The 26,751-nt window shown below is 71.0% G+C and carries 18 protein-coding genes and 5 pseudogenes (1 of these 23 cut by a window edge); 7 read left to right on the top strand and 16 right to left on the bottom strand.

Annotation, left to right across the window (positions count from 1 at the left end):
- The 3 genes and pseudogenes from ACEXOX_RS34550 to thyX all read right to left on the bottom strand — a co-directional run.
- A pseudogene (locus tag ACEXOX_RS34550) lies at positions 1 to 352 on the bottom strand (ribonuclease J) (it extends 1,332 nt beyond the left edge of the window).
- A 113-nt stretch (positions 353 to 465) separates the two neighbouring features.
- A complete protein-coding gene (gene dapA, locus ACEXOX_RS34545) occupies positions 466 to 1,365 on the bottom strand; it encodes a 4-hydroxy-tetrahydrodipicolinate synthase (RefSeq protein WP_406524833.1) in 900 nt (299 codons plus the stop codon).
- A 236-nt stretch (positions 1,366 to 1,601) separates the two neighbouring features.
- Complete coding sequence (gene thyX / locus ACEXOX_RS34540) at positions 1,602 to 2,360, bottom strand: FAD-dependent thymidylate synthase (protein WP_406524832.1); 759 nt, start codon at positions 2,358 to 2,360, stop codon at positions 1,602 to 1,604.
- 234 nt (positions 2,361 to 2,594) lie between these two features.
- Here thyX and ACEXOX_RS34535 point away from each other — a divergent pair, with 234 nt between their 5' ends.
- Both ACEXOX_RS34535 and ACEXOX_RS34530 read left to right on the top strand, forming a co-directional pair.
- Positions 2,595 to 2,834, top strand: a complete 240-nt coding sequence (locus ACEXOX_RS34535) for a hypothetical protein (protein WP_030023054.1) — start codon at positions 2,595 to 2,597, stop codon at positions 2,832 to 2,834.
- A 125-nt stretch (positions 2,835 to 2,959) separates the two neighbouring features.
- Entirely contained in the window at positions 2,960 to 3,517 is a 558-nt protein-coding gene (locus tag ACEXOX_RS34530) for a hypothetical protein (RefSeq protein ID WP_406524831.1), read from the top strand.
- A 141-nt stretch (positions 3,518 to 3,658) separates the two neighbouring features.
- Here the strand turns inward: ACEXOX_RS34530 and ACEXOX_RS34525 are convergent, their stop codons facing one another.
- The 6 genes and pseudogenes from ACEXOX_RS34525 to eccD all read right to left on the bottom strand — a co-directional run bounded on the left by ACEXOX_RS34525 (position 3,659) and on the right by eccD (position 10,822).
- Positions 3,659 to 4,111, bottom strand: a complete 453-nt coding sequence (locus ACEXOX_RS34525; protein WP_030023052.1) for a tetratricopeptide repeat protein — start codon at positions 4,109 to 4,111, stop codon at positions 3,659 to 3,661.
- 12 nt (positions 4,112 to 4,123) lie between these two features.
- Positions 4,124 to 4,876 (bottom strand): 4-hydroxy-tetrahydrodipicolinate reductase, encoded by a 753-nt coding sequence (gene dapB / locus ACEXOX_RS34520; protein ID WP_406524830.1) that lies wholly within the window; start codon positions 4,874 to 4,876, stop codon positions 4,124 to 4,126.
- Between the two features lie 69 nt (positions 4,877 to 4,945).
- Positions 4,946 to 6,324 (bottom strand): annotated as a pseudogene (locus ACEXOX_RS34515) (M16 family metallopeptidase).
- Positions 6,321 to 8,537 carry a polyribonucleotide nucleotidyltransferase gene (locus tag ACEXOX_RS34510; protein WP_406526562.1) on the bottom strand — a complete coding sequence of 739 codons (2,217 nt, stop codon included), beginning with the start codon at positions 8,535 to 8,537 and terminating at the stop codon, positions 6,321 to 6,323. The pseudogene ACEXOX_RS34515 and the gene ACEXOX_RS34510 overlap by 4 nt, the downstream one beginning before the upstream one ends.
- A 300-nt stretch (positions 8,538 to 8,837) precedes the next feature.
- Positions 8,838 to 9,124: pseudogene (gene rpsO, locus ACEXOX_RS34505) on the bottom strand (30S ribosomal protein S15).
- A gap of 223 nt (positions 9,125 to 9,347) precedes the next feature.
- Positions 9,348 to 10,822, bottom strand: a pseudogene (eccD, locus tag ACEXOX_RS34500) (type VII secretion integral membrane protein EccD).
- A gap of 281 nt (positions 10,823 to 11,103) precedes the next feature.
- On the opposite strand from eccD, the pseudogene eccCa reads away from it, so the two are divergent.
- A pseudogene (eccCa, locus tag ACEXOX_RS34495) lies at positions 11,104 to 15,059 on the top strand (type VII secretion protein EccCa).
- Between the two features lie 202 nt (positions 15,060 to 15,261).
- Here the strand turns inward: eccCa and ACEXOX_RS34490 are convergent.
- Both ACEXOX_RS34490 and ACEXOX_RS34485 read right to left on the bottom strand, forming a co-directional pair.
- Positions 15,262 to 16,095, bottom strand: a complete 834-nt coding sequence (locus ACEXOX_RS34490) for a WXG100 family type VII secretion target (RefSeq protein WP_406524829.1) — start codon at positions 16,093 to 16,095, stop codon at positions 15,262 to 15,264.
- A complete protein-coding gene (locus ACEXOX_RS34485; RefSeq protein WP_406524828.1) occupies positions 16,092 to 16,400 on the bottom strand; it encodes a hypothetical protein in 309 nt (102 codons plus the stop codon). Before ACEXOX_RS34485 ends, ACEXOX_RS34490 begins: the two co-directional genes overlap by 4 nt.
- Before the next feature lie 271 nt (positions 16,401 to 16,671).
- Between ACEXOX_RS34485 and ACEXOX_RS34480 the strand changes: the two genes are divergently transcribed.
- From ACEXOX_RS34480 to ACEXOX_RS34470, 3 genes are all read left to right on the top strand, one after another.
- Positions 16,672 to 17,100, top strand: a complete 429-nt coding sequence (locus tag ACEXOX_RS34480) for a hypothetical protein (RefSeq protein WP_030023044.1) — start codon at positions 16,672 to 16,674, stop codon at positions 17,098 to 17,100.
- A 2,073-nt stretch (positions 17,101 to 19,173) separates the two neighbouring features.
- Entirely contained in the window at positions 19,174 to 21,192 is a 2,019-nt protein-coding gene (locus tag ACEXOX_RS34475; protein ID WP_406524827.1) for an ATP-binding protein, read from the top strand.
- Entirely contained in the window at positions 21,189 to 22,574 is a 1,386-nt protein-coding gene (locus ACEXOX_RS34470; protein ID WP_406524826.1) for an SUKH-4 family immunity protein, read from the top strand. The genes ACEXOX_RS34475 and ACEXOX_RS34470 overlap by 4 nt, the downstream gene beginning before the upstream one ends.
- Before the next feature lie 82 nt (positions 22,575 to 22,656).
- Here ACEXOX_RS34470 and ACEXOX_RS34465 read toward each other — a convergent pair whose 3' ends face one another.
- From ACEXOX_RS34465 to ACEXOX_RS34450, 4 genes are all read right to left on the bottom strand, one after another.
- Positions 22,657 to 22,971, bottom strand: a complete 315-nt coding sequence (locus ACEXOX_RS34465) for a hypothetical protein (protein WP_030023036.1) — start codon at positions 22,969 to 22,971, stop codon at positions 22,657 to 22,659.
- 122 nt (positions 22,972 to 23,093) lie between these two features.
- Positions 23,094 to 23,732: a hypothetical protein gene (locus ACEXOX_RS34460; RefSeq protein WP_406524825.1), complete on the bottom strand. Its 639-nt coding sequence runs from the start codon at positions 23,730 to 23,732 to the stop codon at positions 23,094 to 23,096.
- A gap of 185 nt (positions 23,733 to 23,917) precedes the next feature.
- Positions 23,918 to 24,505 (bottom strand): hypothetical protein, encoded by a 588-nt coding sequence (locus ACEXOX_RS34455; protein ID WP_406524824.1) that lies wholly within the window; start codon positions 24,503 to 24,505, stop codon positions 23,918 to 23,920.
- 67 nt (positions 24,506 to 24,572) lie between these two features.
- Positions 24,573 to 25,193 carry a hypothetical protein gene (locus ACEXOX_RS34450; RefSeq protein ID WP_406524823.1) on the bottom strand — a complete coding sequence of 207 codons (621 nt, stop codon included), beginning with the start codon at positions 25,191 to 25,193 and terminating at the stop codon, positions 24,573 to 24,575.
- A gap of 425 nt (positions 25,194 to 25,618) precedes the next feature.
- On the opposite strand from ACEXOX_RS34450, the gene ACEXOX_RS34445 reads away from it, so the two are divergent.
- Complete coding sequence (locus ACEXOX_RS34445; protein ID WP_406524822.1) at positions 25,619 to 25,963, top strand: WXG100 family type VII secretion target; 345 nt, start codon at positions 25,619 to 25,621, stop codon at positions 25,961 to 25,963.
- Between the two features lie 129 nt (positions 25,964 to 26,092).
- Here ACEXOX_RS34445 and ACEXOX_RS34440 read toward each other — a convergent pair whose 3' ends face one another.
- Complete coding sequence (locus ACEXOX_RS34440) at positions 26,093 to 26,611, bottom strand: hypothetical protein (protein WP_406524821.1); 519 nt, start codon at positions 26,609 to 26,611, stop codon at positions 26,093 to 26,095.
- Positions 26,612 to 26,751 lie beyond the last annotated feature (140 nt).

Here is a 26,751-nt window from a genome sequence, read left to right as displayed (position 1 = left end):
TTCGCCTCGATCAGGGCGAGGGTCAGCTTGGAGCCGATCAGCGGAATGTCCGGCTTCTCGCGCAGGAGGTAGGGGACACCGCCGATGTGGTCCTCGTGGCCGTGCGTGAGCACGATGCCGTCGATGTCGTCGAGGCGATCCCTGATGGACGAGAAGTCCGGCAGGATCAGGTCGATTCCGGGCTGCTCCTCCTCCGGGAAAAGCACTCCGCAGTCGACGATCAGGAGCCGGCCGCCGTATTCGAAGACCGTCATGTTGCGGCCGATCTCACCCAGGCCGCCGAGGGGGTGACGCGCAGGCCGCCCTTGGGGAGCTTCGGCGGCGCGCCGAGCTCGGGATGCGGATGACTCAAAAGACTCTCCTCACCACACACGCCACGTCGCCGTGAGGCACACGTGGCGCGCATGACATTCGTGCACTTGCGGTTTGGCGGTTGTTTTCCGTGTTCAGTTGTGAAGTCTGTGGTTACAGCTGTACCCCGCCGGCGGCGAGATCGCGCTTGAGCTGTTCGGTCTCGTCCGCGGACAGTTCCACCAGCGGCAGGCGCAGCGGCCCGGCGGGCAGGCCCTGGAGCCCGAGCGCGGCCTTGGTCGTGATGACGCCCTGGGTGCGGAACATGCCGGTGAAGACGGGCAGCAGCTTCTGGTGGATCTCGGTGGCCTTGGTGACGTCACCGTGCAGGTGGGCGTCGAGCAGGGCGCGCAGCTCGGGCGTGACGACATGGCCGACGACCGAGACGAAGCCGACGGCGCCGACGGACAGCAGCGGAAGGTTGAGCATGTCGTCGCCGCTGTACCACGCGAGGTTCGAGCGGGCGATGGCCCAGCTGGCGCGGCCGAGGTCGCCCTTGGCGTCCTTGTTGGCGACGATCCGCGGGTGCTCGGCGAGCCGCACCATGGTCTCGGTGTTGATCGGCACGCCGCTGCGGCCGGGAATGTCGTAGAGCATCACCGGCAGGTCGGTGGCGTCCGCGATGGCGGTGAAATGCCGGAAGAGACCTTCCTGCGGGGGCTTGCTGTAGTACGGCGTGACAGCGAGCAGGCCGTGGGCTCCGGCGTCGCGCGCGGCGCGGGCCAGCTGCAGGCTGTGGTCCGTGTCGTTGGTGCCGGCTCCGGCGACGACGAAGGCCCGGTCTCCGACCGCGCCCACCACGGCCCGGACCAGCTGGGCTTTCTCCGCATCGCTGGTGGTCGGTGACTCACCGGTGGTGCCGTTGACGATGAGACCGTCGTTGCCGGAGTCCACCAGGTGCGCGGCGAGCTGCTGCGCACCGTCGAGGTCGAGAGCGCCATCCGCCGTGAACGGCGTGACCATGGCGGTCAGCACCCGCCCGAAGGGGGTCTGCGGTGTGGAAGTCGGAGCCATGGGCACCACGCTACTCGTAGCTCACCTCGGGTCGCGCCCCTGGGGAGCCGGGATGTGGACTCCGGCACTGCTTGCTCGGGGGTTCAAGCAGTGCCGGGTCCGTTTCTTCAGCGTAGATGAACTTCTCAAAATGCCGCAATACGGACACCGGGCACGTCTGTGCGGTCCGGTACGGCCCCGGCGGGCGACGGCCGGTCCGCACAGCGGTCCGGCGGGTCGCCCGCGGGACGGGAGCCTTACGGGGCGATACGGCCGTTGGCGTTGAAGGCGGCGTGGGTGAGGGGCATCAGGCGGGCCCAGTGGGCCTCCATCTGCTCGCCGACCATCTCGATCTCGCGCTGCGGGAAGGACGGCACGGCCGCGAGCTCGTGCTGCGTGCGCAGGCCGAGGAAGTGCATCAGCGAACGGGCGTTGCAGGTCGCGTACATCGAGGAGAACAGGCCGACCGGCAGGACCGCGCGGGCCACCTCGCGGGCGACACCGGCGGCCAGCATCTCCTGGTACGCCTCGTACGCCTGCCGGTAGGAGTCCTCCATGACCTTGCCGGCGAGCGCGTGCTGCTCGGGGGTGCCCTCGACGAACTCGTACTTGCCGGGGCGGCCCTGCTGGACCAGCTTGCGGGACGCGCCGGGCACGTAGAAGACCGGTTCGAGCTGACGGTAGCGGCCGGACTCCTCGTTGTAGGACCAGCCGACGCGGTGCCGCATGAACTCGCGGAAGACGAAGATCGGCGCGCTGATGAAGAAGGTCATCGAGTTGTGCTCGAAGGGGCTGCCGTGGCGGTCCCGCATCAGGTAGTTGATCAGGCCCTTGGAGCGCTCCGGGTCCTTCTGCAGCTCCTCCAGCGACTGCTCGCCGGCGGTGGAGACACGGGCCGCCCACAGCACGTCACTGTCCGCGGCGCTGTGCTTGACCAGCTCGACCGTCACTTCGTTGCGGAAGCTGGGGGCTGTGCCTTCGGAGCTTTCGATGCTCTCGGCGGGGGTAGGGGACACCGACGGTTCCTTCCGTTCATTCCACGTGGCGCGCCCCAGCCTACGGCCCGCCACCGACAGTCCCGGAAATACGGCAGGAAGCCGCGTACCGTACAAAATCGGACTCTGTCCCGCCCGGCTCGTCCTGTGGTTGATATTTTTCACAGAACTTGCAGAAAACGGGCACCAAACGGGCGCGACAGACGTCTAACCCTGTGACAGTGCCCACTTCGAGGTTCCAAGGAGAGCCCGCTCATGTTCCGCCGGCGAGAGCCAGTGCCGTTCGCCTTCGTCGCCGAGGCCGACCGGTTCCGCAGCAATGTCGCGCCCCCGCCCCGAGAACGCGTCAGTCGTGCCCAGCTCGCGGGCCGGTCCCTGATCGGCCTGACGGTCGTCGGCGGTCTCGCCGGCGCCCTGCTGCTCGGCGTTCCGGCGCTCCAGCAGGAGACCGGCGGTGTCGGCACGCACCAGTCCGAGGCGGCGCACGGCCGCTGATCCGGCCGGGCGGTCCGCGCACAGTCGTCGCGCGTGCCGCCCGGCACGGAGTGGTTCCGGCACGTAAGTCTCGATAACCTCACCGGTCACAGCCTTCATCTGCGTGCCTGGAGTGAGGATCCGCCGTGCCCCTGACCTTCCTGACGGCCGACCGCGCTCTCGACGACCAGGCCGGTCAGGCGGTCGAAGCACCGCTGCCCCATGCGGGGCCGGACCGCTGGCGCCGTCCCTACCGTCCGGGTCCCGGGCGCGTGGGGGCGGCCGCCGTGCTTCTGCTCCTGGCCTCTTTCGTCCTGCTGTCCGCGGTGATCATCGTGGCCACGGGGACGCTGCCCGCCGCTGCCGTCTGCGCCGGTGTCGCGGTGCTGATCATCGCGCTCGCGTTGCGCTTCCTGCGGGTGGGGGTCTGGGTGAGCGCCCACGGCCTGCGGCAGGTGGAGCTGTTGCGGACGACGACGCTGCGCTGGAGCGAGGTCGCCGCCGTCCGCACGACCCAGCGGCCGGTGCGCTGGCTGGGTCTGCCGCGGACGGTCCAGGGCCAGGCGCTGGTCGTCGAACGGCAGGGCGGCGCCACGCTGCGGACGCTCGTCACGGACCACAACGGGGACTTCCTGGCGCGCCCCGAGGCGTTCGAGCTGGCCGCGGACGTGCTGGAGGCGTGGGCGGCGGAATACTGCCGGTAGCCACGGGCCGGGAAGTACCGCCGGTAGCAGCGGGCCGGGACCGGCTCCTGGTCGGAACCGGCCCCGGTGAACAACGGTGCCCGTACGGCTCAGGCCGTACGGGCACCGCGTCGTTCAGGCCCGTACGGGCACCCGCGTCGTTCAAACCCGTACGGGCTTGCCCTCGTGCAGGGCGATGGCCCGCTGCATCGCCTTACGGGCCCGCGGGGTGTCCCGGGCGTCGTGGTAGGCGACCGCCAGCCGGAACCAGGCCCGCCAGTCGTCCGGCGCCTGTTCGGTCTCGGCACGCCGCCGGTCGAAGACCTCGTCGGCGGAGTCCCGGTCGATACGGCCGCCCGGGGTGCGCTTCAGCTCGTCGACCGGCAGCCCGCCCTCGGCCTCCAGCTCGCGTGCGAGGCGGCCGGCCTTGCGGGCGAACTGGGTGGTGTGCCAGAGGAACCACAGTCCGATGAACGGCAGGATCAGGACGGCGACGCCGAACGCGACGGTCAGCACGGTGCCCTGCTCGATGAGCAGGAGGCCGCGGCTGCCGACGAGGACGAAGTAGACGACCAGGATCGCCGCGAGGACGCAGTAGGTGATCTTTGCACGCACGCGCGAACCCCGTCAGTCCAGGTCGAGGAAGTTCTCCAGGCCCATGGTCAGGCCGGGAGTGGCCACCACGCGGCGCGCGCCGAGCAGGATGCCCGGCATGAAGCTGCTGTGGTGGAGCGAGTCGTGGCGGATGGTGAGGGTCTCCCCCACTCCGCCGAGCAGCACCTCCTGGTGGGCCAGGAGGCCGCGCAGCCGTACGGAGTGGACGGGGATGCCGTCCACGTCCGCGCCGCGGGCGCCGTCCAGCGCGCTGCTCGTGGCGTCCGGCTGCGGCGGGCAGTCTGCCGCGGCGCGGGCCTCGGCGATCAGCTTGGCCGTGCGGGCCGCGGTGCCCGAGGGCGCGTCCGCCTTGTTCGGGTGGTGCAGCTCGATGACCTCGGCCGACTCGAAGAACCGGGCCGCCTGCTGCGCGAACCGCATGGTCAGCACCGCGCCGATGGAGAAGTTCGGGGCGATGAGCACGCCCGTACGGGGCGACGCGTCCAGCCAGGTGCGCAGCTGCGCGAGGCGCTCGTCGGTCCAGCCGGTGGTGCCGACGACGCCGTGGATGCCGTTGCGGACGCAGAACTCCAGGTTCGCCATGACGGCGTCGGGGTGCGTCAGCTCGACCGCGACCTGGGCGCCGGCCTCGGTCAGCGTCTCCAGCCCGTCGCCCCGGCCCAGGGCCGCGACCAGTTCCATGTCCTCGGCGGCCTCGACGGCCCGTACGGCCTCGGAGCCGATGCGGCCCTTGGCGCCGATGACCGCCACGCGCAGCTTGCTCATCGTTTCCCGCTCTCTCTTTCCCAGTACCCCTGGTACGCCTGGTACCTCTGGTACGCCTGATGTGGAAGGTCAGGCGACCGCGTCGTGCAGCCGGTCCACCTGCCGGTCCTTCAGCGGGCCGATGACGGACAGCGACGGGCTCTGTCCCAGTACATCGCGGGCCAGTTCCCGTACCTCGTCCGGGGTGACCGCCGCTATCCGGGCCAGCATGTCGTCGACCGACATCTGGGCGCCCCAGCACAGCTCGCTCTTACCGATGCGGTTCATCAGCGCGCCGGTGTCCTCCAGGCCGAGCACGGTCGAACCGCGCAGCTGCCCGATCGCGCGGCGGATCTCGTCGTCCGTCAGGCCCTCGGCGGCGACCTGGTCGAGCTGGTCGCGGCAGATCTTCAGGACGTCGTCGACCTGGTTGGGGCGGCAGCCCGCGTACACGCCGAACAGACCGCAGTCCGCGTAGCCGGAGGTGTACGAGTACACGCTGTAGGCCAGGCCGCGCTTCTCCCGTACCTCCTGGAAGAGGCGGGAGCTCATGCCACCGCCGAGGGCCGTGTTCAGGACCCCCATGGCCCAGCGGCGGTCGTCGGTCCGGGCCAGGCCCGGGACGCCGAGGATCACGTGGGCCTGCTCGGACCTGCGGTTGAGCAGTTCCACCTGGCCCGCCGTACGGATGGTGCGGGAGCCGTCGCGCGGGGCCATCGGCACGGCGTCCGTACGGTCGAGGGCTCCGGCCTTCTCGAAGGCGGCGCGGACCATCCGGACGACCTTGGCGTGGTCGACGTTGCCGGCGGCGGCGACGACCAGGCGGGTCGGGTCGTAGTGCTTCTTGTAGAAGCGGCGGATGCGCTCGGGGGTGAGGGCGTTGACCGTGTCGACGGAGCCCAGGACCGGGCGGCCGAGGGGGTGTCACCGAGCATGGTGTGCGCGAACAGGTCGTGCACGCAGTCGCCCGGGTCGTCCTCGGTCATCGCGATCTCTTCGAGGATCACGCCGCGCTCGGCGTCGACGTCGGCGGGCTCGATGAGCGAGCCGGTCAGCATGTCGCAGACCACGTCGATGGCGAGCGGCAGGTCGGTGTCCAGCACCCGCGCGTAGTAGCAGGTGTACTCCTTCGCCGTGAAGGCGTTCATCTCGCCGCCGACCTCGTCGATCGCGGCGGAGATGTCGAGCGCGCTGCGCTTCCTGGTGCCCTTGAAGAGCAGGTGCTCCAGGTAGTGGGTGGCGCCGTTCAGCGACGGGGTCTCGTCACGGGAGCCGACGTTGGCCCAGATCCCGAAGGTGACGGACCGGACGGAGGGCAGGGTCTCGGTGACCACGCGCAGGCCGCCGGGCAGGACCGTCTTGCGGACCGTGCCGGCGCCGTTGGTGCCCTTGAGAAGCGTTTGGGTACGGGCGACGGCCCGCCCCTCCGAAGAGGTGCGGGCCGTCGTCCGTGAGCTACGGGACGTCACTTGGCGGCGTCGTCCTTCGCCTCGTCGTTGTCTTCGCCCTCGATGACCGGGGCCAGCGACAGCTTGCCGCGCTGGTCGATCTCGGCGATCTCCACCTGGACCTTGCTGCCCACGGCGAGCACGTCCTCGACGTTCTCGACGCGCTTGCCGCCGGCCAGCTTGCGGATCTGCGAGATGTGCAGCAGACCGTCCTTGCCCGGGAGCAGGGAGACGAACGCGCCGAAGGTGGTGGTCTTGACGACCGTACCCAGGTAGCGCTCGCCGACCTCCGGCATGGTCGGGTTGGCGATGCCGTTGATCGTGGCGCGGGCGGCCTCGGCGGCCGGGCCGTCGGCGGCACCGATGTAGATGGTGCCGTCGTCCTCGATCGTGATGTCGGCGCCGGTGTCCTCCTGGATCTGGTTGATCATCTTGCCCTTGGGGCCGATGACCTCACCGATCTTGTCCACCGGGATCTTGACGGTGATGATGCGCGGCGCGTTCGGGGACATCTCGTCCGGAACGTCGATCGCCTCGTTCATCACGTCCAGGATGTGCAGACGGGCGTCGCGGGCCTGCTTGAGGGCCGCGGCCAGCACGGACGCCGGGATGCCGTCCAGCTTGGTGTCCAGCTGCAGGGCGGTGACGAACTGCTTCGTACCGGCGACCTTGAAGTCCATGTCGCCGAACGCGTCCTCCGCACCGAGGATGTCGGTGAGGGCGACGTAGTGCGTCTTGCCGTCGATCTCCTGGGAGATCAGGCCCATGGCGATGCCGGCGACCGGGGCCTTCAGGGGCACACCGGCGTTCAGCAGCGACATCGTGGAGGCGCAGACCGAGCCCATCGAGGTCGAGCCGTTGGAGCCCAGCGCCTCGGAGACCTGGCGGATCGCGTAGGGGAACTCCTCGCGCGTCGGCAGCACCGGCACGATGGCGCGCTCGGCGAGCGCGCCGTGGCCGATCTCGCGGCGCTTGGGCGAGCCCACGCGGCCGGTCTCGCCGACCGAGTACGGCGGGAAGTTGTAGTTGTGCATGTAGCGCTTGCGGGTCACCGGGGAGAGGGTGTCCAGCTGCTGCTCCATGCGGAGCATGTTCAGGGTGGTGACGCCCAGGATCTGGGTCTCGCCACGCTCGAACAGCGCCGAGCCGTGCACCCGCGGGATCGCCTCGACCTCGGCGGCGAGCGTACGGATGTCCGTGACGCCACGGCCGTCGATGCGGACCTTGTCCTTGATCACGCGCTCGCGCACGAGGGACTTGGTCAGCGCGCGGTAGGCGGCGGAGATCTCCTTCTCGCGGCCCTCGAACTGCGGCAGCAGCTTCTCGGCGGCCACGGCCTTGACGCGGTCCAGCTCGGCCTCGCGGTCCTGCTTGCCCGCGATGGTCAGCGCCTGGGACAGCTCGCTCTTGACGGCGGCGGTCAGCGCCTCCAGGACGTCGTCCTGGAAGTCGAGGAAGACCGGGAACTCGCCGACCGGCTTCGCGGCCTTGGCGGCCAGGTCCGACTGGGCCTTGCACAGCGCCTTGATGAAGGGCTTGGCGGCCTCCAGACCGGCGGCGACGACCTCCTCGGTGGGGGCCTCGGCGCCGTCCTTGACCAGCTGGATGGTCTTCTCGGTGGCCTCGGCCTCGACCATCATGATCGCGACGTCGCCGTCCGGGAGGACGCGGCCGGCCACGACCATGTCGAAGACCGCGTTCTCCAGCTCGGTGTGGGTCGGGAAGGCGACCCACTGGCCGTCGATCAGGGCGACACGGGTGCCGCCGATCGGGCCGGAGAAGGGCAGGCCGGCCAGCTGCGTGGAGCAGGAGGCGGCGTTGATCGCGACCACGTCGTAGAGGTGGTCGGGGTTGAGCGCCATGATCGTCTCGACGATCTGGATCTCGTTGCGCAGGCCCTTCTTGAAGGAGGGGCGCAGCGGCCGGTCGATCAGGCGGCAGGTGAGGACCGCGTCCTCGGAGGGCCGGCCCTCACGGCGGAAGAAGGAGCCGGGGATCTTGCCGGCGGCGTACATGCGCTCTTCGACGTCCACCGTCAGGGGGAAGAAGTCGAGCTGGTCCTTGGGCGTCTTGGACGCGCTGGTGGCCGACAGCACCATGGTGTCGTCGTCCAGGTACGCGACGGCGGAGCCGGCGGCCTGCTTGGCCAGGCGGCCCGTCTCGAAGCGGATGGTGCGGGTGCCGAAGGAGCCGTTGTCGATGACGGCTTCGGCGTAGTGGGTCTCGTTCTCCACCAGGGATATCTCCTCGTCTGCGTCCACCGCCCGTGTGGCGGTGGACCTTCGTCGGTGGAGCGCCGGAGTTGCGGGCCGGTCTTCGATCGAAGCACCCGGACACGGGGTCGCGCGGATCGTCCGCGCGCCGTCCGGGGGCCACTACCGAGGACCGGCGGCTGAAAGGCGCTCCACCTCTTCGCTATGGCGTTATGGGACCAGACTACAAAGCTCCGGTCCACCAGGCAGTGGACCGAACGTCCGGTACGTACGGCAAAGGGAGCGGCCCCCGGGTGTGGGAACCGCTCCCTTCACGTCGTCCTACTTGGCGCCCGCCGCACCGCGGCGGATGCCCAGGCGCTCGACCAGCGCACGGAAGCGCGTGATGTCCTTCTTCGCCAGGTACTGCAGCAGGCGGCGACGCTGGCCGACCAGGAGCAGCAGACCACGGCGCGAGTGGTGGTCGTGCTTGTGGACCTTGAGGTGCTCGGTCAGGTCCGAGATGCGGCGGGACAGCATCGCGACCTGGACCTCGGGGAGCCGGTGTCGCCCTCCTTGGTGGCGAACTCGGCCATGATCTGCTTCTTCGTGGCGGCGTCGAGCGACACGCGTACTCCTCTAGGAATCCATCGGGCCCGCGAGCGCCCCTGGATTTGCTTCACAGGGGATCTTGGATGACTCAGCGAAGGCCGTCACCCAGAGTACCAGCTGAAAGACGGCCCCCGACCGGGTGGTCGGGGGCCGTGCGGACGGGTGACCCATGTCGCGGGCGGGTCACCCGTACGAGGAGCTTTTCGTGGCCCCTGCTTCGTGGCCCCTGCCTCGTGGCCCCTACGAGGAACCGGTCAGGCCGCGTACGGTGCCGTACACGTCCAGTACCGCCAGGCACAGCGGCACCAGGGACAGCAGGACGACGCCGTCGAAGATGTCGAAGACGCGGCCCCAGAAGGGGTGACGCCCTTGCGCGGGACGACCAGGCCCACACCGACCAGGATGGCGGCGCCGGCCGCGATGCTGCTGGAGAACCAGACCGTACGGATGTTGAGCGGGCCGGAGTCGCCGAAGCGCACCAGGTCGGCGATGACGTCGACCGGCGGGTGCAGCGCGATGCCCAGGATGAGCAGGACGACCGTCAGGATGCCGGCGATCGTCAGGCAGGCGACCTGCGCGGTGTAGTCGAAGAGCCGGGCCCGCAGCATGATCGTGATGCCGGCGGCCAGCGCCAGCAGCTGCGCCCAGCTGTTGTCGGAGAAGCCGAGGACGACGCCGGCGGCGCCGACGACCAGCGCGGAGCAGCCGGCGACCAGGCCGAGCAGGAGCTCGTGGCCGCGCTTGGCCTGGTTGCCGATCTTGACGAAGTCGACGGACTCGGTCGCCGCGCCCGGCTCGCCGTCGTTGTGCGGACCGGCGGCGATCTGGTCGGGCGACTTGTAGCCGATGGGCAGCCGGGCGAAGCGCGAGGACAGGCCGGGCAGCCAGGCGACCACCGCGATGGCGACGACGGCGGTGACCGCGGCGACCTCGCGCGGCTCGGCCTCGGTGAGGATGGCGGCGAAGACCGCGAGGGTACCGATGGTGGCCAGGAAGGCGGCGGCCACGAAGGGCGCGTCGCCGCGCGGCAGCAGGACCACCAGCAGTACGGACGCGATCAGTACGGTCACGCAGCCGACCAGGAACTGCAGCCGGCCGGGGCCCTCGCCGTCGGCCACCGGCATGATCCCGGAACCGGCGATCAACAGGTGCGGCAGCGACGCCAGGCCCAGGGCGATGGACGAGGCGTGGTCGTCGTAGACCCGGGCCCGTACGCCGGACAGGGCGACCAGGACGACGCCGGTGACGCCGGCGATGATGCCGGGCAGGCGGTGCATGTCGCGGTCGGCCGGGTTCGAGAACCACAGGGCGAACGCCATCATGACGAGCAGGAGCACGCCGGCGGTGAGGCCGACGATGTTCATCAGGTCGTCGCTCCACCGGTTGCGGTTGCGCTTGACCGCGGAGGCGACGGCGTCCGAGACGTCGTCGAAGACCGGCAGCGGCAGCGATTCGGCGAACGGGCGCAGCAGGAGCAGGTCACCGTCGAGGATGCGCTGCTGGGCGAGGGACTGGCCGGCGTCCAGGACGGTGCCGTCCCGGCGCACCAGGTGGTATCCGGTGGGGGCGCCCTCCGCCTGGGACTGGCCGGAGAGTCGCAGGATCTCCGGATAAATATCGACGAGTGCGACATCCTCCGGCAGTGCCACGTCGATCCGTGCGTCCGGCGCGGCGACTGTGACCCGGCAGAAGCCGGTGCCTGTAGTCGTGCTCACCTGGCGGTTCCCCCTATCCGTTGGGCAGTTTGTCGCGTGCGTGCCTTATATATAGGGGCGCCGCCACCGTGCCTTATATATAGGGACGTCGTTACGGGGCCTTGGGCGCGCTCGCGAGGCGTCAGCGTACCCCCCAATTAGGCCGCCGCCCCACCCGCCCCGGCACTTGACCGTTAACAGTAGGATCAACGCCTGCGTCGGGCCATGGACTTGGTCCGGGGGACCGTCGAACCAACGGGGGCGGTCCGAGACTGCGAGATGCATGAAGGACTGATGCCTCGGTGAGCGTTGTCATCGTCAAGCGCCCGCCCCGCGCGCTTCCACCTGATATCACCGGTGAGGAGTTGACGCTCGAAGCTCCGCCGGAGCTGCCTCGCGAAGGCGAGGACAACATGCTGATGAACCTCATGCCGATGATGGGCATGGCGGGTTCGGCGGGTTTCCTGTTCATGGGCACCCAGCCGTTCATGAAGATCATGGGCGGCGTGATGGTGGTTTCCACCCTCGCGATGGCTATTGTCCAGATCGTCAAGGCCCGCCAAGGGCCTTCCGGGCAAATGCTCCAGGAGCGTCAGGATTACCTCAAATACCTGGCGCAGAAGCGAAAGGAAGTACGGCGCACCGCGCGCAAACAGCGTGACGCGCAGCTTTTCCTCCACCCCGATCCGGGGCAATTGTGGGCGGTCGTCGCCGAAGGCAAACGGGTGTGGGAACGCCGCCCGTCCGACCCCGACTTCGCGCAAGTACGGATGGGTCTGGGCCCGCAGCAGCTGGCCACTCCCTGAAGGCGCCGGAGACCGCGCCGGTCGACGAACTGGAACCGCTCACCGCGCACGCGATGAAGGAGTTCCTCGACAAGCACGGTCACCTGGACCAGCTGCCGCTCGCGGTCTCGCTGCGCGCCTTCTACCACCTGACGGTCTCGGGCGACCCCGACACCGTGTACGGGTCGGCGCGCGCCATCCTCGCGCAGCTGTGCACCCTGCACTCGCCGGAGGACCTGGTCGTCGCCGTGGTGGCGGCGCCGGGCGCGCAGGCCGAGTGGGAGTGGACCAAGTGGCTGCCGCACGTCCAGGACAAGACCACCGACGGCGCCGGCACCCGCCGGCTGGTCGTCGGTGACCTGGGCGAGATCGAGGAGCTGCTCGCCGAGGAGCTGGAGGGCCGCGGCCGCTTCAACCCGCAGGGCACGCCGGTCACCGACACCCCGCACGTGGTGGTCGTGCTGGACGCCGGCGAGGTGCCGATGGACTCGGTGATCGCCGGGGCCGAGGGCCTCCAGGGCGTGACGATCCTGGAGGTCGTCCCGGGCGACCTGGACGAGATCCGGGGCGGACTGGCCGTGCAGGTGTGGCCGGGCAAGCTGGTGCTGGAGTCGGCGGGCGGCGCGGTCTACAACGGCACTGTGGACACCCTGTCGGTCTCCGAGGCGGAGTCGCTGGCCCGTCTGCTGGCGCCGCTGCGGGCCGGTTCGGGCGCCGACGGCGAGGAGCCGCTGCTGTCCAACCTGGACTTCACGGACCTGATGAACATCGGCGACGCCGGTTCGGTGGACGTCTCGCGCACCTGGCGTCCGCGCACGCTGCACGAGCGGCTGCGCGTACCGATCGGTGTCGACAAAGACGGCCAGCCCGTCATGCTCGACATCAAGGAGGCCTCCCAGGAGGGCATGGGCCCGCACGGCCTGTGCGTCGGCGCGACCGGTTCCGGCAAGTCCGAGGTGCTGCGCACCCTGGTGCTCGCCCTCGCAGTCACCCACTCCTCGGAAACGCTCAACTTCATCCTCGCGGACTTCAAGGGCGGCGCCACCTTCACCGGCATGTCCGACATGCCGCACGTCGCCGCGGTCATCACCAACCTGGCCGACGACGTCAGCCTGATCGACCGCATGCGCGACTCGATCACCGGTGAGCTGCAGCGCCGTCAGGAGCTGCTGCGTTCGGCGGGCAACTACGCCAACATCACCGACTACGAGAAGGCACGGGCCGCCGGCGCCCCGCTGGACCCGCTGCCCTCGCTGGTGATGGTGCTCGACGAGTTCTCCGAGCTGCTGACCGCCAAGCCGGACTTCATCGACATGTTCATCCAGATCGGCCGGATCGGCCGTTCGATGGGTGTGCACATGCTGCTCGCCTCGCAGCGCCTCGAAGAGGGCAAGCTGCGCGGTCTGGACACCTTCCTGTCCTACCGGCTGGGTCTGCGGACGTTCTCCGCCGCCGAGTCCCGTACGGCGATCGGTGTGCCGGACGCGTACCACCTGCCCAACGTGCCGGGTTCCGGCATCCTGAAGTACGACACCGAGACGATGGTGCAGTTCAAGGCCGCGTACGTGTCGGGCCCGTACCGCGGTCCCGGCGCCGGCGCCGGCGGTGGTGGCAGCCGTACGAACAGGATGCCGGTGCCGTTCACGGCGTCGCCGGTGCTGGCGCCGATCGTCGAGGAGATCATCGCCGAGGAGCCGGCGCTCACCCAGCAGCAGGACGACGCACTGGCCGACACCGTCCTGGACGTGATCGTCCAGCGGATGCAGGGCCAGGGCCCGCCGGCGCACCAGGTGTGGCTGCCGCCGCTGGACGAGTCGCCCACCGTCAACCAGCTGCTCCCGGCGCTCGCGGTCACGCCCGAGCGGGGCGTGCACGCCCCGGAGTACACGGCGCTCGGCAAGCTGGTCGTGCCGGTCGCGCTCGTGGACAAGCCGTTCGAGCAGCGGCGCGACGTGATGTACCTGGACTTCTCCGCGGGCGCCGGCCACGGCCTGGTCGTCGGCGGTCCGCAGTCCGGCAAGTCGACGCTGATCCGCTCCGCCATGGCGGGCTTCGCGCTCACCCACACCCCGTCCGAGGTGCAGTTCTACTGCCTCGACTTCGGTGGCGGCGGCATGCTGGCCCTGGAGCAGCTGCCGCACGTCGGCGGCGTCGCCTCCCGGCTGGACGCGGAGAAGGTCCGCCGTACGGTCGCCGAGGTCGTCGGCATCCTCAACGAGCGCGAGGAGTTCTTCCGCTCCAACTCCATCGACTCCATGGGCACCTACCGCCAGCGGCGCGCCGCCGGCGCGTTCCCGGACCAGAAGTGGGGCGATGTCTTCCTCGTCATCGACGGCTGGGGCACGTTCAAGACCGACTACGAGCAGCTCGACCCGGTCATACTGGACATCGCCAGCCGCGGTCTCGGCTTCGGCGTCCACCTGATCCTCGGCGCCTCCCGCTACACCGAGGTGCGGCCCGCCCTGCGCGACCAGCTCCTGAACCGTGTCGAGCTGCGGCTCGGCGACCCGATGGAGTCGGAGTTCGACCGCAAACGCGCGGAGAACGTGCCGATGGGCCGCCCGGGCCGGGGCCTGTCCCCCGAGAAGCTGGACTACCTGGCGGCGCTGCCGCGGATCGACGGTGTCCAGGAGGCGGAGAGCCTCAGCGACGGCATGGCGCACCTGGTGGCCACCGTCAAGGAGCACTGGCAGGGCGAGCCCGCCCCGAAGGTGCGGATGCTGCCGACGCTGCTCCCGGCGAGCGACCTGCCCAAGGGCAGCGACTACCCGGAGCACGGCATCGCGATCGGTGTCGACGAGACCACGCTGTCGCCGGCGTTCATCGACTTCGAGACCGACCCGCTGCTGGTCATCTACGGCGAGAGCGAGTCCGGCAAGTCCTCGCTGCTGCGTCTGATCGCCAAGCAGATCGCGGAGCGCTACCCGTCGGACAAGGCCCTCATGGTCGTCTCCGACTACCGGCGCGCGCTGCTCGGCGAGATCCCCGAGAGCCACATGTACAAGTACTGTGCCGCGGGGCCGCAGTTGCAGGAGGTCATCACCGGGCTGGCGGGTTCGCTGGGCCGCCGGATGCCGGGCCCGGACGTCACGCCGGAGCAGCTGCGCAACCGCAGCTGGTACGACCTGCCGGACGCATTCGTGATCGTGGACGACTACGACCTGGTGGCGACCAGCAGCGGCAACCCGCTCCAGCCGCTGCTGGAGTACCTGCCGTTCGCCCGTGACCTGGGCCTGCGCCTGATCCTGGCGCGCAGCTCCTCGGGTGCCGGACGGTCCTCCTTCGAGCCCGTGATGCAGCGGACGAAGGAACTCGGCGCCCAGGGTCTGATCCTGTCGGGCGACCCGGGCGAGGGTCCGCTGATGGGCAACATCAAGGCGACCAGCCTGACGCCGGGACGTGCGCACTTCATCACGCGCAAGCGCGGTGCGCAGCTGGTGCAGACCGGGTGGCTGCCGGCGCACAGCGGCTGACGGGCGGTCCGGCGCCGCGGTGGCGCCGGACGGGCCGGATGAAAGCGGTGGGGCGCCTCTCCCTTGGGAGGGGCGCCTTGGCGCTTTTCTGGGGGGGGGTAACTGGGTGGGTGATCCGGGTGGGTGAGGGGGGTGAGGGGGGCCGGTCGGTCGGCCGATCGGCTGGTGGGCTGGTCGGCCGGTCGGTCGGCTGGGCTCGGGCTCAGCCGAAGGCGCCGTGGCGGCGGACGTCGGGGGGCGGGGGCTTGGGGTCTCCGGCCTCGGTGTCCTTGGGGTGACGGTCCTTCTTGGCCTTGGTGCCCTCGGGGGTTCTGACGGTCTCGGCGGTTTTGTTCTTGTTGCTCTTGTTGTCCTTATTATCCTTGTTTTCGGTGGCGTTGCTGGGCCGGTCCTGGGCGCCGGACGGCTTCTTGGCGTCCGGTGTCCCGGGGGTCGCCTCGGAGGCGTCTCCGGCGGCCCCTCCCGTACGTGCGCCCTTGGCCACGCCCGCGCCGCCCCCTGCGCCCTTCGGTCCGGCCTGCGGCGGCCCGAAGGGGTCGGGCCCCTGAGGCGCGCCGGACGTCTCCCACCGCGCGGTCAGCGGAGGCCGCTGCCTCCGGCCGCCGCCCTTGCCGCCCTTGCCGCGGAAGGCGCCGCCCAGCGACGTGGCGAGCTGGCCCAGGGCCATGAAGCCGTACGCGGTCTGCGTACCGGACGACTGGGAGCCGGACGACTGCGAACCGTCGTCCTGGGAGGCGTCCGGTGCGGTGTCGTGCGCGCCGGAGCCCGCGCCCGCGTGCGCCCCATTGTCCTGGGAGGCGGCGTTCTCCAGGTCGGCGGCGGCGAGTTCGAAGGCCGGCAGGGTCTCGTCGACGGACCGCTTGAGCTGGTGCCACTCCGCCGCGAACGCCTCACCCGCGGGGCCGTGCCAGTTGGCGGCAGCGGCCTTGCCCACCTGCCGGTCCAGGTCGCGCACCAGGCCGTCCAGGTGCCTTCCCATGTCCCGCCAGCCGGCCGCCGCCTCGTGCAGGGCGTGGGGGTTGCGCTGCTCGGTCACTGGACACCCCGGATCGCCTTGACGAGTTCTTCCTCGGCCGTGTCCGTCAACACCGCGGTCTCCCGGAGGCCGCCGGCGACCTCCGTCAGCCGCTCCCGCAGCTGCTCCAGGGCGCGCTCGGCCTGTTCGTACAGCTCCAGGTACGGTCCGGCCGCCTCGCGTGAGCCGAACCCGTCGCACAGCGCCGCGGCGTCACTGCGCCGTCTGAAAGCGGTCAGCTGACGGCCCAGGTCGTCCGCGGATATCTCGAACTTGGTACCGAGCTTGTGCAGCTCCTCGGTACTGATCCGGACCTCGTCCGACATCTTTTCTCCCCGAATTGATTGGCGCGGCGCGAATGACGCGGCCCGAAAGCGGCGACGGCCCGCTGGACAAGTCCCCAGGTCTAGCACACCCGTATAGGGCCCGACCCGCGCGTCCGAAGCGGCGGGACGGCAGAACGGGGAGGGAAAAGGGACCAATATCCCGCAATGCCAACAAGCCTCCTTGAGCACGCTTCCGATCCGTCATTAGACTCATGACGCCGGTGCAGCACACGCGGTTGCTGTACCACCGAGTTCACCGGGGGCAGAAGACATGAGCGGTACGTACGGCGCGGGCCATGAGCGACAGATCCAGGACGCGGACCTGATGGACGTCGCCCAGGATCCGGAACAGGCGCACCGGCTGCGCAAGGCCCTGCAGACACTGGCCACCAATCCCAAGGTGGGCGGAAAGCTCCAGGAGATGGCCCAGGAGGTGCTTTCCGGGCGGATCGGCATGAAGGACGCCATCCAGTCCGAGGAGTACATGGGTGCCATCGGCGACCGGATGAACGAGATGCGGCGGGCCGCGGAGAACCAGACGCAGGCCGAGCGGGAGGCGTCCCGCGAGCAGTTCGCGAAGTGGCAGGCGCAGCAGGAGGCGAAGGAGGACCAGGAGCGCGCCGAGCGGGACGGGCCTTCGGGGTCCATCGTCACCGGGCCGCGGCGGGGCGGCCGGGGCGGGTCGAGCCACCGGGACTGAGGACCGAGGCTGCGGATCGGGCCTGCGGGTCGGGGTGCTGACGGCCGGGCCCTGGGCACTGTTCGCCCTATGGGATTGGCCTTGGGCGTCTTCGGTGCCGTGCCTATCGGGGTCTGGCCCGGCCCCCTGTTATCTCGCTGGCCCGCTCTCCCGTCCGGCGTTTGATCGTATTCGCCGGTACGTGACCACCCTTTGACGGCGCATGCCCGTTCTTGTCTGTACTTGGCTGCGCTTGTCTGCGCTCGCCTGTACTTGCCTGCGCTTGATGGGAACTTGACCGGCATTACTATCGTGCGCGATCGCGTGCCGGAGAAGCGCACGCGGGAGAGAGCGGAGCAAAATGCCACATATTCGGGTGCTCAGTAAGGGCGCGCGGATCGCGGCAGGCGCCTTGTGCCTGCTTTTCCTCCTGCACACCCTGTACTGGCTCGGCCATGATCTCGTGTCCCTCGGGCCCGGCACGGTGTGGGATGTGTGGACGGGAGGCGCATCCGCCGTTTTCGGCGGCGCCCCGATGGCCGCCTTTCCGGTCACGACTCCGTACGAGCTGGGCCTGGCCCTGCTGCAAGGCGCCGCCGTGGGCACCGCGTTCGCCGGGAGGCGGCCGGCCGGCGGCCTGCTCGCGGTGGCGACGGCGCTGACGCTCTCCCTACGGGTGCAGGCCGTCGTCAGCACCGGCAGCCACACCTCGACCAACCGCTGGTTCCTCGGCGCGGGCGACATCGACGACTCCACCCTCACGGCGGTCCTCGTCTCCGCGGGCGCACTGGTGCCGCTGGCCCTCGTCGCCGCCGTCGTCCTGCCCGCCGGCATCCGGGCCTGGCCGCGCCCCGGCTCGGCGCCCGGCCTGCCTCCGGTACGCCCCGGCGGCCCCGCGGGCGCCGTGTCCGCGATCGTGCTGGGCGCGCTCACACTCCTTTGGGTGAGCTGGATCTGCTACGCGCTGGGGCAGTCCCTCGACAGCGGGCCCGGCGCGTCGCTGGAGATCCTGTTCACCGGCCGCGGCGTGCTGCGGGCCATGCTCGGCATGGCACCCGGCTGGGCCTGGCTCACTTTCCTGCCGCTGTACGCGGTCGGCGCGATCCTGGCCGCCACCCGCCGGGTCTCCGCCCGCGGCTTCGCCCTCGGGACGGCGCTGGTCCTGCTGCCGGTCGCCTTCCTGGCCCTGGTCGGCTCCCTCCGTACCGGAACGCTCTTCGAGCTGGGCGACGTCGCGCCGGGCGGCGCGCTGCTGGGCCGGGTGCAGATGCTGGTGGAGCTGGTCGGTTCGGTGTTGGTGCTGGTGCTGATGGGGCGGCCCGGGTTGCCGGTTCAGCCGGGGGTGCCGGGGATGCCGGGGATGCCGGTACCGGGATTTCCGGGGTGCCCGGGCCGGGGGTGCCGGGGTTCGCGGTTCCTGGGCCCGGGGCGCCGGGGTTCTACACGCCCGGGCCTGTGGGGGCACCTGCTTACGGGCCGGTTCCCGGTGCTCCGGGGTACCAGGCGCCTCCTGGGTATCAGGCGCCGGGCGGCTTCCCGGCACCCGGCGGATATCCGCCGCCGCAGGGCGGCTTCGGGCCGCCGCCCGCGGGCTGACCTTGCTGACCTGGGCTTCTTCGGGCAGCGGTACCGGTGTCAGTGCCGGATCGTAGGATCAGCCAGAAGTCGAGGAAGCCGGAAGGCAGAAGGCGGAGAGCGGAAGGCGCGGGGCGGCGAACGGAAGGCGGTAGGCGCGGGGCGGAGGACGAAGGGCGAAGGGCGGCAGGCGAGGAACGGAGTACGGGCAGCGCGGGAGTGCGGGCGGGCGGCGCTCACGGCGCGCGGGCATCGGGAACAGCACGGTCAGCAACGCGGTCCGGCCGGCACGCACACACGGCGATCCGCGACGGTGAAGGGCGAAGGGTCCATGGGGGACGAGGAATTCACGCGCACCTCGGGCGAGGAGCGCAGCGGTACGGGGGTTATACGCCGCATCCGTACATCGGCGGCCGCACCGCCGTCCTGCGCGCGCTCGCCGCATGGCGGATGCAGTGGCCCGGCGCACCCCGGGTCGTCGTACTCACCGGGAGCCCCGGCAGCGGGCGTTCGCACCTGGTGGCCGGCTTCCTCATGCTGTGCGACCCGGAGCACCGCAAGCGCCTGCCGCTGGACGACCTCGATCCGACGACCGTACCGCCCGACCTGCCCGCCCCCGCCGTACCCGCTCCCGAGGGCCGTACCGCCGGGCAGCTCCTGTGGACCCTCGCCGACCACTTCGGCCTGGCCGCCACCCGCAGCGCGGACATCGTCCCCGGACTCGCCGCGGCTGCCGGTCCGGTGACGGTCGTCGTGCCGGACGTCGACCGGGCGGGACCGGTGCGCGCCGCCGACGAGCCCGCGCGTCTCGTCCGGGACGTGCTGAAGCCGCTCGCGGAGACCGGCACGGTCCAGTTGCTCGCCGACGTGCCGCGGGCGCTGGCCGCCGAGGTGATCGCGGCGCTGCCGTCCGGCCATGGGCAGATCATCGACCTCGACGAGCCGCGCTGGGCCGACCCCGAGGGGCTGGTCCACCAGGTGGAGGCGGCGCTCTCCCCGGAGGCCGGCGCCCCGGTCCTGCCGTACACCGAAGACCCCGGGGCGCGCCGGGCGCTCGCCGAGGCCGTCGCGGAGCGCGCCGACGGCAGCCGGCTGACCGCGCAGCTCGCCGTGCGGTGTGTCCTGATGCGCCCGGAGGGCTTCGACCCGGCCGACGGGTCGCAGCTGCCGGCCAGCGTGGGTGAGGCGCTGGACCTGCACGCGCGGCGGCTGGGCGCCGACCCGCGGACGCTGCGGCTGATGCTGGCGCCGCTGGCGCTCGCCGAAGGGGACGGACTGCCGCTCGGGCTGTGGGGGCCGCTGGCGTCCGCCGTCGCCGGGCGCGACCTGACCCGGGAGATCGCGGACGGGATGCTGCTGGCGGGGCCGTTCGTCGAAGCGGCCGGGGATGCCGACGGCGGTGGCCGTAAGCTGCTGCGTCTCGTGCATCCCGGCGTCGCGGACGCGGTGCGCGCCGGACTGGCCGACCTTCGCGACGCGCAGACACGTATCGCCATGGCACTCCTGGACGCGGTGCCGCAGCAGGACTGGTCCCGCGCCGACCCGTATGTCCGCGACCATCTCGCAGCGCACACACTGGCCGCCGGCCTGCTCCCGCAACTGCTCACGGACCCGGGTCTGTTCGCCCATGCCGACCCGGTCGCGCTGCGTACGGCGATCGAGGCCGTGCCGTACGAGACCCTGGGCGCCCCCGCCCGTACGTACCTGCGGACGGCGCCGCTGCTCACCCGGTCCCAGGCGTCCGTCGTCATGCGTGCGGCGCTCCTGGAGACGGCCTTCGTCGAGGACGGCCTCGGCCCGTACGCGGACGCGGTGCACGCACTCGGCCTCGGCCTGCCGTGGCGCACGCTGTGGAGTGTGCCGCTGCCCGGGGTCACGGGCGTGACGGTCGGCAGTCTGCCGCGGTCTCCCGCCGCCGAGGGCGCGGCCGATACGGCACCGACCGGCACGGGCCCGTCACCGACCGGCACGGACCCGTCCCTCGCCCCGCTGCCGGTCGCCGCGATCGTAGTCCCCGAAGGCACCCCTGGCTCGCGTACCGCCCTCGCCGGGGCCGCGGCCGGGCCCCAATCCGGCCCCGCCCCCGGGACCGGTGCCTTGTCCGGGGCCGCCGAATCCGGGGCCGCATCAGGCCCCGAGGAAGCCGGCGGGCACGCCGTGCTCGTCCATCAGCTGCTGAGCCCTGGGCTCGTCGATGCCGATCCGGCGCAGGTCCTGCGCCCTTCGGAGGATGTACGGGCAGCGGCGCCGCTCACGCTCAGCCGGGGCGCGGACTACGTCCGGGTCTGGGACCGGCAGCGTACGGAGGTGGTGGCCGCCCTCGTCAGCGACGTCCCCTTCACGGGCGCCGACCTCTCGCCCGAGGGCGTCCTGGTCGTCGCCACGGAGCGCGGCGTCAAGGCGTTGCGGATACCGCTGCCCGCGCCCCGGCCCGCCTCCGTACCGGTCTCGGCGCCCCGCTCCGCCCCCGTACCCGCCCCTGCTCCCCCTGCCGACACCCCTGCCGGTCCGCACGGCCGCGAAGGAGACCGCACGTGATCACCCAGGCGCAGGCCCAGGCCACCGCCGACCGCTGGCTTAACCCCGAGGGGCACCAGGGCCCGCCGCGCCAGATCGGTATGGAGGAGTTCGACCTCGGCTGGGTGGTGTGGGCGGTTCCGCCGCCGCCCGAGGTGGATCCGGCCACCGGCCGCCGACGCCCGCCGGCGGAGGTGGGCAACGCCTGTGGCGTCGTCGACCGGGCCGACGGCGAGCTGACGGTCTGGCCTTCCGTGCCGGTCGAGGAGGTCGTCCGGATGTACCGGCGGAAGCACGGCGCGGACAGCGGTACGGGCGAGGGCGCGCACGCCGATGCGGGCAGCGGCACGGACAGCGGTACGTCCGCGGCGGCGTCCGGCGAGCCGCCGGTCACCGGCCCCGGCAACACCGCCGTCGCCACGTACGACGACCCGTCCAGCGGCACGGAGACGAACCTGGTGCGCGTGTCGCGCCCCGGTCTGCCGCCCGCCGAGTACCAGCTCTTCGACGAGCTGCGGCGCATCGGCGTCCGCGGCGAGGACGTACGCGCGGTCCACACCGACCTCCGCCCCGCGCTGTTCCCGGGCGGCTACACCGGCGACTTCGTCTTCCGCGCCTTCCCCAACGCCCGCTTCTCCTGCACCGAGGGGTACGGCGCGACGCCCGAGGAGCGCGCCGCGGGCGTCGCCGGTCTGCTGCGGCACGTCGAGATGATGCACCAGCTCTCGGGACAGCAGCCGCCGCCGCGACCCCACCGGCTGCCGGTCCCGTCGCCCGACAGCGTGCCGCCGGCCGAGCCGGTGCGGGACGTGGCGCTCGGCAAGCAGCTCGCCGAGGTGTTCGGTCCGCAAGGAGTGTTCCGCCCGGACGCGGACGACATCGCGGGCACCCAGCTGCCCGAGGCCGCCAAGAAGACGCTGACCTGGGCCGGACTGCCCGCGGAGGTCCCGTACTTCTTCACCGCCGACCAGGCGGGCCGGGCGCCGGCCGGCGGCCTGTTCACGGACGCGGCCACGCATCTGCGCGCGATCGGCACGGCGGCCTCCGAAGCGACGCTCGGCAACCTGGCGGGCCATGTCCGCATCGGGACGGACGGCGCCTACCTGGTCACCGTCCAGTGCACGGCGCCGGAGGAGAGCCGGGCGCTGATCGGCGCGGTGTGGGCGGTCCAGCCCTCCTCGGGCGGCGGCCGGTTCGTCAACGCCTCCCTCGCGGCGTTCCTGCGGTCCCTGGCCCTGCTGACGACCACCCGGCAGCGGATGCGGGGCATGGACCCGCGGGCGGCGGGGGCTGCGGTCGCCGCCTTCCAGGAGCAGCTGGTCGCGATCGACGCGTGGTCCCTGGACAGCGACAAGAACTGGTGGTCCCTGGTCGTCGAGCAGATGTGGCACGGGCTGTTCTGACGGGCTGAGCTCTACCGGGCGCGTGGGGGTGTTGGGGGGCGTGTGGAGGTGTTCGGGGGCGCGTGGGGCGTGGCGGGCCCCCTCAGGGGAGCAGCAGCCAGTCGGCGGCGAGGGCCGCCGCCAGGCCCAGCCCGAGCAGCCAGGTGCCCAGCCGCGTACGTCCGTTGCGGCTCAGCTCGATCACGACCCCGCACAGGATCAGCGCCGCCCCGTACACCCCTACGACCAGGACCGACGTACGACTCGCGAGGCGGATCACGAGTACGGCCGCCATCGCGGCCATCAGCACGGAGGCCAGAACGATCCGTACCTGCCGGGCCTGACGCGGCGTCAGGTTGACGCGGCGGGCGGGCAGGGGCTGTTCGTCGGCATCGGCGGCATCGGCGGGTGCGTCCATGAGCGGGAATGGTACGGGACGGCTGTTCGGGCCCGTACGGCTGCGTTCGCCTCCCCGGCCCTCGATTCCGGCTCGCCCGGCTCCCGGCTCCCGGCTCCCGGCTCCCGGCTCCCGGCTCCCGGCTAAGTGAAGAAGAGCACCGCGCCGGACAGCACCGCGCCGATCAGCCCCGCGGCCATCAGCCCGACCATCAGCGTCCGCAGCACGCCGGGACCGACCGAACGCCATGCGTCGTCGAAGGTCGGGGCGTTCCGGAAGCGGTAACCGGTCACCGTGCAGAGCACGCCCAGGACGAGGACGACCAGTCCGCCGCAGAGGCACAGCACGCCGTTGGCCAGCCGGTTCCAGCTGTGCTGGACGTAGCTGGAGCGGCCGACCTGGCGTACCTCGATCAGGTCGCCCTCCTTGAACCGGTGCCAGGAGTCGACGCTGGCGTTCAGGTCCTTGGTCCGGCCGTCGTCCGACCGGAACGTGCCGTAGCACTGGATGTCCCGCGTACGGTTCCCCGAGTGCTGCTTGTTCGCGTAGTGGTAGTCCGTGGCGCACGCCTCCACGGTGATCTTGCCGGGGCTGCCGTCCACCCACACCGAGTACGGGCCCACGTAGACGCCGATCGCGATCAGCAGCAGCGCGGCCAGGAGAACGCCCACCCCGATCAGCCGCCCCAGGCCGCGCTTCACCCCGTCCCCCACACCCGGCGCGTCGTCCGCACTGGAGGCATGGGACGCGCCTGACCTGGTGTGTTCCGACTGTGCTGCCATGGTCAGCGATCCTTTCCAGGGGCGTGCGAAGGTGCAGGACGAACGATGCACGCGTCGGTATGCCGGTCATGCCGCGCGTACGGGGTGTACGAGCTTCCACGACGTGCCGAGGTGTACGTGCTTCCGCGATGTGCCGAGCCTACGGCCCGCACGCACCCGCCCGGCCGGCCAGGCGGTCCGCAGCGTCACCCGTAATGCTGCAAAAAGAGAAAGACGGCTGCACCAAGGATGCCCACCCCGGTGGCGGACAGCAGCAGCGGGCGCAGCACCACCCCGCCGGGCAGTCCGTCCCAGCTGTCGCCGAACGGCCGTCCCCGGCGGGCGCCGAAGCCGGTGAGCAGGCAGAAAGTGCCCGCCGCGAGCATCGGCAGGGACACGGACACCCCGGTGGCCCGGCCCCACACCTGCTCCCGGCCGGCGGCCACGTACGTGCCGCCGTCACCGCTCTGTACGGGGACCCGGCTGCCCGGCGGATACACCGTGTCGGGGTGGAACGCCCCGAAGGGATTGACCGCGCGGGCACCGTCGACGTCCCCATCGGCCCGGAACGTGCCCGTACAGCTGATCGTCCGGCTGCCGTGCCGGCCGCTGCCGCCGGCCGTGTAGCGCTCCCGGCACTCCTCGACGGTGTACGTCCCGTGGGCGCCGGTGTATCCGGCGGCGAGGGCCGCCTCCCGGACCGAGATCACGCAGACCGTCACCCCCAGCGCCACCAGGACGAGGCCGACGGCCCGCCCGACCACGTAACGGGCGGCGTGACGGCGGCTGGTCACCGTCACCAGGGCCCGGCTGAGCGAGCGATAGACGCGAGGGGCGCACTGCGCGCTGTCGTCGGCGGCATCAGACGATGCCGCCGACGAGCAGTGCCGCACCCGCGCCGAGGGCGGCCAGACCGCCGGCCCCGGCCAGTACGGCGCGGACCACCGTCCCGCCGGGCACCCGGCGCCAGGCGTCCCGGAACCCCGGGCCACGCCGTACGCCGAAGCCGGTGAGCAGGCAGAACGCTCCGGCCACGAGCGCGCACGCCGAGACGCAGACGATGGCCGGGCTCTGCCAGATCCACTGCTCGTCGATCATGACGAACTTGTGGTCCGTCTTCTGGACCGCCAGCTGCTTGCCCGGCTCGAACTTGGCACCGGTCTCCACCGTCGCGACCGCGACCGTGGCACCGCCCCGGTCGTCGCGGAAGGTGCCGGTACAGGTGACGACGGGCCGCGCGTGCCGGTGGCGGGACGAGCCGACGCGGTCGAACTGCGTACGGCAGTCCTGGACGGTGAGCGTGCCCGCGTTCCCCTTGTGGCCGTTCGGGTAGCCCATGTCCTTGGCGGTCATCCCGCCGAAGAAGAGCCCGGCGAGGACCAGACCGGCGCCTACGACCCTGCCCGCCATGGACGGCAACCGGGTCGACGAGCGCGTGCGCGGGGACGACGAGCGCCTGCGGAAGAAGGGCTGCGTTGGCATGGAAGGACCGCGTTGCTGTGGAGGACAGTGCCGGCCTGCTCGGCAGCCGTACGGCACACGCACGCACGCCACCCGGGGCGCGCGGCCACTTGACCGGGCAGGTACCAAGACTTAACCATCTCTTTCCCCGTCCGCACCACTCCCCTCCCGTCTCACATTCCGGTCGTCGCCAACACCGCAGCACGGTCAATCCCCCCGAATTCGAGCCGCATTCGAGTGGATTCCACGCTCACATACGCTTCAACGAGCGCCCTACGGCGCCCTGTTGAAACCCTTTTCGCAGTCGCTGTCCCCTGTGGCGCGCAGGTCGCCTGCCAGGCACCCGCCCGCGCGGGACCGCCTTGACATGCCCGCGTTAAGAACACATAAAGTGGTCACGCCGGGCTTGTCGGTAGACAAACACGCCGGGCGCGAATGACAGGGCAATGACGGGGGTCGTGATGGCGGACCAGGCATTCGACGTGGATCCTGAGGTGCTGCGCACACAGGGTCATGCGTTCGTGAACATCGGCACGGAGTTCAGCAAGGCCGCCAAGAAACTCAAGGACGACCTGGAGGGCCTCGGAAAGCCCTGGGAGGACGCCGACTTCGGCGCGGCCTTCGATGTCGTCTACACCCCGATCCGCGACGGCATGTTCACCTCCATGGATTCGCTGGGCGAACGCATCGAGGACATCGGCGACAAACTCCAGGGCATGGCGCGTACCTACACGGCCTCCGACGAAGAGGGCGTCCACGTCGTCAGTTCGGTTCCCCGCCCCGCCGTCTGAAGAACACCGCGGACCGTGCGGCCATGAGCACGGCCGCACGCATGGCCGTACGCATGGCAGTGCCCACGGCCGTAAGCACGATCACTCCAGCCGCACACGGCTGTAACCGCACGGGGGACGATCACTGTGTCACTGACACTGCCGAGCGAGGTCGCCTGGGTCCTCGGACTCCTCGGGTACGACTGGCCGCAGGCCGACGAGGACGCGCTCTTCAAGTGCGCCGAGACCTGGCGCACCTTCGCCGCGCAAGTCGAACAGGCGGCCTCGAAGGGCTCGTCGGCGGCGAACGAGGTGTTCGGGGCGAACACGGGTGAAGCCGTCGACGGATTCACCGAGGAATGGGGCGCCTTCTCCGGCAGCGCCGGCTCCGACCACTATCTGCGGGACGCGCAGATCGCCGCCGAGACCATCGCCCTGGCTTTCGACGCGGCCGCCGTCGCCGTACTCACCGGCAAGATCGCCATCATCGCGCAGCTCGTCGTCCTCGCGGTCGAACTGATCGCCGCGCAGGCGACCGCTCCCTTCACCTTCGGATTGTCCGAAGCGGGTGCGGCGGGCGCCACACAAATCACCCGCGTCGCCGTCCGCGAGATTCTGAACAAGATCAAACAAGAAGTCGTCCAGGCCGTCACCAAGGCCATGGAACACGCGACGATGGACGCCATCAAGAAGCTGGCCAAGAAGGCGGTGTCCAAGGAATCCCGGCAGCTGGCCCTGGACTACGCCAAGAAGACGGTCAAGGACACGGTCAAGGAGACCGTCCAGGACAAGGTCGTCGAAGAAGGCAA

This window comes from Streptomyces sp. Ac-502 (assembly GCF_045222935.1).
Lineage (GTDB): Bacteria > Actinomycetota > Actinomycetes > Streptomycetales > Streptomycetaceae > Streptomyces > Streptomyces monomycini.
This window is presented reverse-complemented; position numbering and strand designations above follow the sequence as displayed.